Below are 8,250 nucleotides of genomic sequence, written 5' to 3'. Positions count from 1 at the left end.
ATGTCATGGCGGGTTTACCTCCTATATCCTTTATTTTGGTTGTTTGAGCAACACCAGTATAAAGGAGAGGTGCCCGCCTTTTTCATTATCTCTTTCACTTTACCTAAGTAAACGGAACGAAACTCTGGCCCATCTACAATTTCTTCACAAAAAAGACTTTACAAAGAGAGAGGCGGGTCGTATGGTGTCTAAAAAGGAGGTGAAAGGCGATGACAACAGGAGAACCAGCACTTTCCACATGGCGAGGCAGAATAATTCTTATTCTTCTTACTTATTTCTCTGTTTTTTCTTATTCTCATATCTTTTTTATGCTGCCGCCTTTTTTGCGTAATATAGGTTTTCAGCCTCAGTGTGTTGGTTGGATTATCAGTGCCTTTTATCTTGCTGCTACTGTAACGCGTCCTTCTGCGGGATGGTTCATAGAACGTATTGGCATTCGAAAAACAATGGTTACTGCTGGAAGTATTTGTTTCTTTTCCTCCCTTTCTCTTGCTTTAACGAGGCATACTCCTGCAGTCCTTTATTTTATTCGGCTTTTTATGGGGGCAGGGTTCAGTGTATTTGTTGTAGCGACGACAACATATCAATCTCTTGTTATCCCAGAGCAAATTCGAGGAACAGCTTTTTCTATTACAAGTATAGGTGGAGTTTTAACTTCTTTTACTGTTATACCCCTTTCTGAATTTTTCATTTGTAGGGGGTGGAATTTGCCCTATTTGCTTATGGCTCCCGTAGCAGCTCTTGCTGCTATATGCATGGCCTTTTTTTTACCACCGGTGCAAGATGAACTTTCTTTCAGCCAACAGAATAAAACATCGTATCTTATGCTTTTTAAAGAGACACCTGTAAAATTCCTTTTAATTTCATGCCTTTTTTTAGGGTTAACAGATGCATCTATTGCCTATGTTTCGAGTCTTGCCTTAGGCAGAGGGCTTAATCCTTCTATTTTTATGATGGCTATTTCTGTAGGGGCTATTATCGTTCGCCTTTTCTGTACGGGAGTCTATCGCCATTTTTCACGAATGATGATTGCGGCACCTTCCTTCGGAGGAATGGGACTTGCCCTTTTCGGGGCATCTTTTGCAAATAGTAATATTGTAATTGCTCTATTTGGTCTTTTGTATGGGGCGGCAGTAGGGTATGGATACCCTACTCATCTGGCTCTAATTGGAGATATGATCCCAGAACGATTTAGGGGGCGAGCTTCTTCGATGGTTTATTTCTCGATGGATATTAGTTGGACGCTTTTACCCATATATATTGGATATGCGTCAGCATTAGTTGGCATTTCATGGGCCTTCAGAGGATTTTCTCTTTTTGCGTGTGGGGCTTCATTCTTCGTTTATTTTTTGGTCTGGAAAAGAATCAGCGAGAAGAAGGGCGTACATTTCTAGAGTAGAACGGTCTCCTGCAATTGTACGAGCTGTTTCCATCATATCAATATTGTATTCTTCATGCATGGGAAATTGATAGTCTGGATGGCGACACTCTTTTTCTGGGATAAGGCAGTCTTGAGGTTCGCAAAGTGGACATTGTATAGGGAGCTTAAAGAGGAGGATATCAGAATAACGTTTGGAGAATAGCAGCTCAAAATTTTTCATACCAAGCCATATTTCTTTTCGCCTTTCTCGTTGTATTTCTCGTTCTTCTTTTGAGAGGACAGGCAGACAAATAAGAAAGACTTTTCGAAAGTGTCGGATGAAAGTTTTACTTTCCTCAAGTGACTTTTGAATGGTATATCCACTGCTTAAGGGACACGTATGATTAAGGTTGCCCGGACAATTTCCACACCATTGGCGGGTTCCTTCTCGAATAACGATATCTTCTATATTTCCTTCCAAAATTGAAAATCCCAAAGCGTCAGATATATTTTTTTCTTTGCCAGAAAGCTCAAAAACTCTTCCCGTACCGGATTTGGGCGAATCGGGTTTCTCATGTTTTAATGCTTTTTCAATCACTGAAAGAACATCGCTAGCATTGCGGCTATAATAGACAAACGGAGTATGTAAAGCCGTGCGTAAAAGTGCGATATGGTGAAGAGAAGCGGCGGCTCCTCCGATGAGAACAGGGATGTTATTTTTATCTGCTATGACAATAATCTTTTCCATGTTTTCGAAACAGCTTGTATCAGAACACGATAACGCTATAAGATCTGGATTAGTTTTAGAGATAACTTTGTCAATTTTTTGAGCAGTAACATTTTCTCCAAGATCTATAACTGTATACCCTTTTTTTCGGAGGCATCTTGTAATTATTTCCCCTCCGACATTTTCTAAAGAGGGTGCAACTGTTCCGAAACAAATTGTTACCATACTTTTCCTCCTACAAGAATCCATCCCCAGGCGATAAAAAGAGTTGCCAGTGTAACGGGAATGCCGAGTCGTGCGTGGTCTTTCCATGATATGGAAAGTCCCATCTCTCTGGCTCCATTTATAACAATAATATTAGCAATACTTCCAACGACGAGTAGATTTCCTGCAAATGTACTGCTGAGGGCTAAGATTGGTCCAGCCATATGAGTCTTTGCGAGGGGAAGAAGGAGCATTGTTGCAGGAACATTTGAAACCATATTCGAGAGAGTAGCTGTACACCAGAATAGCCAGCTCGGATGGTGTAAAGAAATTCCAACATAGTGGAGACCTCTTTCTATAGCGTCAAGTCCTCCGACTTTGGCGAAGGCTCCATTGATAATGAACAGTCCAATGAAAAGAATGATTAGCTGCCAATCAACTAGATTAAGCGCTTTGTGAGAAGCCATTGTTCTGCTTGTAAGAAGAATGGCGGCAGCTCCTAAAGCAATGTAGTCTCGGGGGAGAGGGGAAAAGAGGAACAGGAGCATAACCCCGCTAAGTATCGTAATTCCTTTTACAGTTTGCCAAGCATGAAAAGGAAGTTCAATATTTTGAGGCAAAGAAAGGTGTTTATCCCACTTTTTTCTATATAGTAGGCATACAAGCCCCCAAAGAGTAAGAAGAGAAAGTCCCACAGGTAGAAGGACAAAAAACATATAATGAGCAAAAGGAAGATTAAGTCCTTGTCCTATAAGCATATTTTGAGGATTGCCGATAAGAGTTAAAGCAGATCCTATATTTGCAGAGCAGGCTAGCGCAAGAAAAAATGGAAGAGGGTTCAATTCTTTCCTTATACAAATTTCTCCTAAAACAGGCGTAATTGCAAGGCATACAATATCGTTTGACAGAAGAGCAGAAAGCGACCCTGATACAATAATGAGAATAGCCAGAAATTTTTGAGGAGAGCCATTGAAAGCGGCTATTTTCCGGGTTATAAGAGTGTAAAAACCTCCGAGACGAAGTTGAGCAGAGATAATCATAAATCCGAATAAAAGCATAATAGTAGAGATATCTATATTACATAAAAGTGATTCTTTGGAAAAAGGACCAGCAATAAGCAGAAAAATAGTTCCGAGTAAAACTATACCTGCTCGGTCGAGAGCTAACTTGGGAAAGCGACCGATGATCATGCCAAGATATACGAGAATGAAAATAACATATACAAGTCCATTTTCAACCATTAGAGTTGTCATGTAGAAGAGTCTAGCAGAAGATAGGAGGCAATAAAATGGGACTCCAACAAAATTTTACTTTTCTTCATTGTGCTGATTTACATCTAGATAGTCCTTTTCGAGGAATTCGCTCATATTCGCCAGTTATTGCTCAAAAATTGAGTAAAGCTGTATTTCGTTCTTTTGAAAGGATTATAGATTTAGCACTTCAGGAAAAAGTAGATTTTGTACTTCTTGCAGGGGACCTTTATGATAGCGCAGATCGAAGTCTTAGTGCTCAGATTGCTCTCAGAGAGCAACTTGTTCGCTTAAGTTATGCCGGAATTTCTGCCTATATAGTTCATGGAAACCATGATCCTCTCAATGGAGACCAGGCAAAACTAGCCCTTCCTGATAAGGTCTTTCGTTTTAAGAATGAGGTAGAAGTTTTTCCATTGCAGACAAAAGATGGTTTGAACATTGGCAATATTATTGGATATAGCTATCCAGAGAGTGAAGAGAATAAGAATATTGCTCGTAAAATGGCGGAATCTATTCAGGGTGCAGAAGGTTTTAATATAGCTCTTCTTCACTGCAATGCAGGCGGAATACAAGATTACGCGAATTATGCTCCTTGTGTTCTCGATGACCTCCGACAATCTTCAATAGATTATTGGGCTTTAGGGCATATCCATAGACCTCTTGTAATATCTCGGCAAGATCCTGTTGTTGTTTATCCAGGAACGATTCAGGGAAGAAGTATTCGTGAGACAGGGGCTCATGGATGCTATCTTGTAAAAGTCAGTGCAGGAAGGGCAATTCAATCTATTTTTTGTCCCACGGATCAGATTCGTTGGGAAGAAGAAGAAATAGATACCTCTCATTTAGAATCAGATCAAGATATTTTTGAAGCCCTCCATGCACTTCGAGAAAAACATCGGACAATAGCTGAGAAAAGAGGCATTATGCTTCGAGTTACTCTTACAGGGAATACATCTCTTTCCCGCCGTTTATCACGCGAAGGGTATTTGGAAGAAATGGCTGAAGAACTTAATAAAACAGAAGAAACGCTTTCTGATTTTGTTTGGTTTGAACGCATTCAGAATAGAGTGCATCCACTCTATCCAATAGAAAATATGCGGAAGACAGAATCATTTATTGGTGATTTTATTCGTGAAATGGATACTTTCAAGTCAGAATGTTGCGGCAGAGAAAACTTTTTCTCCGTTATAGATGAAGCACTTGGAACCACACGGTGGAGAGGCAGAGAACTTGATTCTTTTTTAGAAGAACTTAGCGCAGAAGAAATAAGAGAAATTGTTGAAAAAGCAATGGTACAAGGATTAGATGGGTTGCTTCAAGGGGAGGATAACCTCTTATGCGATTTGTAGAATTCAATATTGAAGGTTTTGGTCAGTTAAAAAATGTAACGGGTCGTTTCCCTCCAGGGTTATCCCTCATTCTTGGAGAGAATGAAAGTGGCAAAACAACCCTTATGAATTTCTTTCGCTATTGTCTTTTCGGGTGTCCTGACGGGCGTTCAAATCGTAATTTATATCTTCCTCTAGATGGAGGAAATCAACGAGGGCAGTTAACTATAGAAGCTTTCAATGGAGAGTCTTTGTGTTTGAGCATGAACGGGAAAAAAATTAGTTTTTCAGAAAAAAACAGAAAAAGGACAATTGAAGACATTTTAGGATATATAGATCAAGAAGCGTATGAGCGTATTTTTGCTATTGGGCTTGAAGATATGCAAAAAATCAAGCCACTTAACGAACAAGCAATACAGAGTCGTTTCTTTTCTGCCGGAGCTGGTTTGGGAACGGCCTCTCTCCCCGCATTCATTTCTTCACTTTTAGAAAGAGAGAAAAAACTTTATAAAGAGCAAGGTCGTGGGCGGTCTTCGACGGAAGTAAATATTCTTTTAGAGAAAATAAGGGGAGCGAATAAGCGTATAGAAAGTCTTCAACAGTATAAAGATGAGTATCTTCAAAAAAAGAAAGAGATAGAAGCAAATAGTCTTGGCATAGAAAAAATACGCAAAGAACTCTCATCTCTTTATCATGATGTATCTCTTGTTGAATGGGCAGAGAAAGCACGCACCCCGTGGGTAGAGATGCTTGAAGCCCAAAAAAAATTGAAGAAGATACAGTTTGCTATTTCTTTTCCTGATGATGGTTGCCAACGTTTTCTTGAGATGCAGAATGAAGAAATAAAAAGAAAAGAAGAATTGGAAGAACTTGAGACGAAAACATGCAAACTTGAAGAGAGATTGAAAGAGTTTGACCTCCCTTCCATTGAAAAAGTTCTTCAGTGCAAAGAGAGTATTCGTTCTATTTCACAAGACAGAAACAGAATAGTTCGAGAAGAGGAGTGTATTAAAAGAAAAGGGGATGAAATTGAAGATGATGAGCTACATCTTGTAAAAAAAATAAAAGAACTGTGTAAAGATTGGACAGTAAACGATCTGGAGTCTTTAGATGTTTCCTTTAGTATATCGAAAAAAGGAAGCGACATAAAAGAAAAAAACGACAAACTTGAGCTTCAATACTTAACGAGAAAAGAGGCACTAGAACAGGCACAAAAAGAATTAGAGGGGAAAAAGAGTCTTTATTTATCGCATGAAAACCAGGTAGAAAAAAGGAAGGAACAATTGCCCCCCATGTCTGTTGAAGAAATAAAAAAGAGCAGGTCAATTTTGCGACAAATTGTAAAAGAGCGAGATCAACTTCAAGCTCAAATGGAAGCAGAAGCAAAGAATATAGATATTTTATTGTCAAAAATGAAATATAAAAATTTGAGTTTTTTGATGATTCTTTTGGGATTTGTAATGTTAGTCTTAGGCTTTTTGGGTACGTGGTCCCCATCTTTTATAGTTGGAAGTACGCTTTTTGTTGCAGCTTTTACTCTTTTGATACCGTACATTCGCGCAAAACGGGAAATCATAATTAAAGAAGATTTTTCTTCTTCTTTACAAAAAAGAGATAAGGAGCAAGAAAAGGAGTTTCTTAGAAGGCTGCAAGAGATGAACTTCCTTTCTTCTCCACAAGAATCTGTATGCTTTGAAGAAGTAGAAGAATATATCGATAGTTGTTTTGAGAATGTACAAGCATATTTGCAATCCCTACAGCTGCGAGATGCTTTTGCAGAGGAGGTAGCATCTTGCGAAAAGAAAATGAATCATTGTCAGAGAGAACTTGATGAAACAGCAGACCTTTTACACAATCTCAGACAAGAATGGACTTCTTTTCTTGAAGAAACAGGTTCTCCTAAACAGTTGAAAATTGAGCATTGGAGTGAATTTGAAAGTCATATAAAACAGCTTCGCCAGAATCTTGAAAAAATTAAGGAGATGAAAAAAGATTACTCTTCCTCACAGGAATATATTGAGAAAAAAAGAAGACAACTTCAAACTATATTAGAAGTTTTGCCGTTGTCTTCCGTTTTTGAAAATAGCTCTCTTGTCTCTTGTATCGACACTCTTACTTCTTTGCTTGATGAGACTGAGCTACAAAAAGAGAAACTAACGGCTATAAAAATAGAAAAAGAGCAGTTAATAGAGTCTCACAAGAGAAACGTTCTTTTTTTGAGTCAAATTCAAGAAAGTAAGTTAAAGCTTTTCGAAGAAACAGGTGTCAGAAATGAGAATGAATTTACAAATATGGCTGAAAAATGGCAAGAAGCCAAGAAATTAAAAGAGGCAATTGAAAATAATAAAATGTCTCTTCTTGCTATATCTGGTGGAAAAGAACATCTAGAGCAGGTTTTAAGTCAACTTGAAAAAAGATCTCCGGCAGAAGCCCATCTCTATAAACAGGAGAAAGAGGAGAAAAAAGGATTCCTTGCAGATAAATTAGAAGAACTAAACCAAAAACAAGGTCATTTGAAAAATAGGCTCGAAGAACTCGAAAAAAATAAAGAACTTGGTGGGCTATTCTTAGAAAGAGAAGCGTTAACAGAAGAACTTCGACGTACTTTGAAAGAATGGCTATCCGTTGTTATATGTCGCTATGTTCTGGAACAAACCCGGCAAAAACATGAAAAAGAAAGACAACCGGAAGTTTTTAAAAAGGCAGGAAAATACTTGCAACTTATGACGGATGATAGATATACGCTTCTTTCTACAGCTTCGGAGCAGGGGGGCTTTTCAGTGGAACTAGAAGAAAAAAACGGATTGCTTCGCAAAAAAGAAGATATTTGGAGCAGTGGTCTTGCCGATCAAGTCTATCTCTCTATTCGGCTTGCTTTGGCGACTCTTTATGGGAAAAGGATGGAACCTCTTCCTCTTGTTCTTGATGACGTTCTTGTTCGTTTTGATGAGAAAAGACAGATAGGTGCTCTAAAAGCACTTATGGAAATTGCATTACACCAACAAGTGCTCCTTTTCTCATGTCGAAGAGATTTAGTAAACATTTTTTATCAAGCTAAGGAAAATTTAGAAAATAATGTCAGTGTTTTTACAATGAATAACGGTAGTTTTTCTCATTTAGAGGATGTAGTATGATGTAAAAATGACTCCAGTATGGATTGCTCTTTATGATCCAGATCCGAAGGCTCTTTCTATAACATACAACGTTGTGGGTTCTGTCGAAGGAATAGAAATAGTTGGTTGTAGATGGGCCAGAGTTTCGTTCCGTTTACTTAGGTAAAGTGAAAGAGATAATGAAAAAGGCGGGCACCTCTCCTTTATACTGGTGTTGCTCAAACAACCAAAATAAAGGATATAGGAGGTAAACCCGCCATGACAT

Annotated in this window: 6 protein-coding genes; 4 read left to right on the top strand and 2 right to left on the bottom strand. The window is 38.5% G+C overall.

Annotated features, from left to right (window positions below; all coding sequences use genetic code 11):
- Positions 1-209: 209 nt before the first annotated feature.
- Complete coding sequence (locus VB083_RS10145) at positions 210-1,394, top strand: MFS transporter (RefSeq protein WP_213691416.1); 1,185 nt, start codon at positions 210-212, stop codon at positions 1,392-1,394.
- On the opposite strand, the gene VB083_RS10140 is transcribed toward VB083_RS10145, so the two are convergent.
- Positions 1,332-2,312 (bottom strand): cobalamin-dependent protein, encoded by a 981-nt coding sequence (locus tag VB083_RS10140; RefSeq protein ID WP_323402023.1) that lies wholly within the window; start codon positions 2,310-2,312, stop codon positions 1,332-1,334. The two genes, VB083_RS10145 and VB083_RS10140, sit on opposite strands and share 63 nt — an antisense overlap.
- The gene (locus tag VB083_RS10135) at positions 2,306-3,544 is read right to left on the bottom strand and encodes an SLC13 family permease (protein WP_323402022.1); all 1,239 of its coding nucleotides are present in this window, start codon (positions 3,542-3,544) and stop codon (positions 2,306-2,308) included. The genes VB083_RS10140 and VB083_RS10135 overlap by 7 nt, the downstream gene beginning before the upstream one ends.
- A 35-nt stretch (positions 3,545-3,579) precedes the next feature.
- Here VB083_RS10135 and VB083_RS10130 point away from each other — a divergent pair, with 35 nt between their 5' ends.
- The 3 genes from VB083_RS10130 to VB083_RS10120 are packed head-to-tail and all read left to right on the top strand — an operon-like array spanning position 3,580 to position 8,151.
- Positions 3,580-4,893 (top strand): metallophosphoesterase family protein, encoded by a 1,314-nt coding sequence (locus VB083_RS10130; RefSeq protein ID WP_213701572.1) that lies wholly within the window; start codon positions 3,580-3,582, stop codon positions 4,891-4,893.
- The gene (locus tag VB083_RS10125) at positions 4,881-8,006 is read left to right on the top strand and encodes an ATP-binding protein (RefSeq protein ID WP_323402021.1); all 3,126 of its coding nucleotides are present in this window, start codon (positions 4,881-4,883) and stop codon (positions 8,004-8,006) included. Before VB083_RS10130 ends, VB083_RS10125 begins: the two co-directional genes overlap by 13 nt.
- A 7-nt stretch (positions 8,007-8,013) precedes the next feature.
- Positions 8,014-8,151 carry a hypothetical protein gene (locus tag VB083_RS10120; RefSeq protein ID WP_323402020.1) on the top strand — a complete coding sequence of 46 codons (138 nt, stop codon included), beginning with the start codon at positions 8,014-8,016 and terminating at the stop codon, positions 8,149-8,151.
- Positions 8,152-8,250 lie beyond the last annotated feature (99 nt).

This window comes from Aminobacterium sp. (assembly GCF_034926885.1).
Lineage (GTDB): Bacteria > Synergistota > Synergistia > Synergistales > Aminobacteriaceae > Aminobacterium.
Note: the sequence above shows the minus strand (reverse complement) of the source record. Positions and strands in the feature narration are given on the sequence as shown.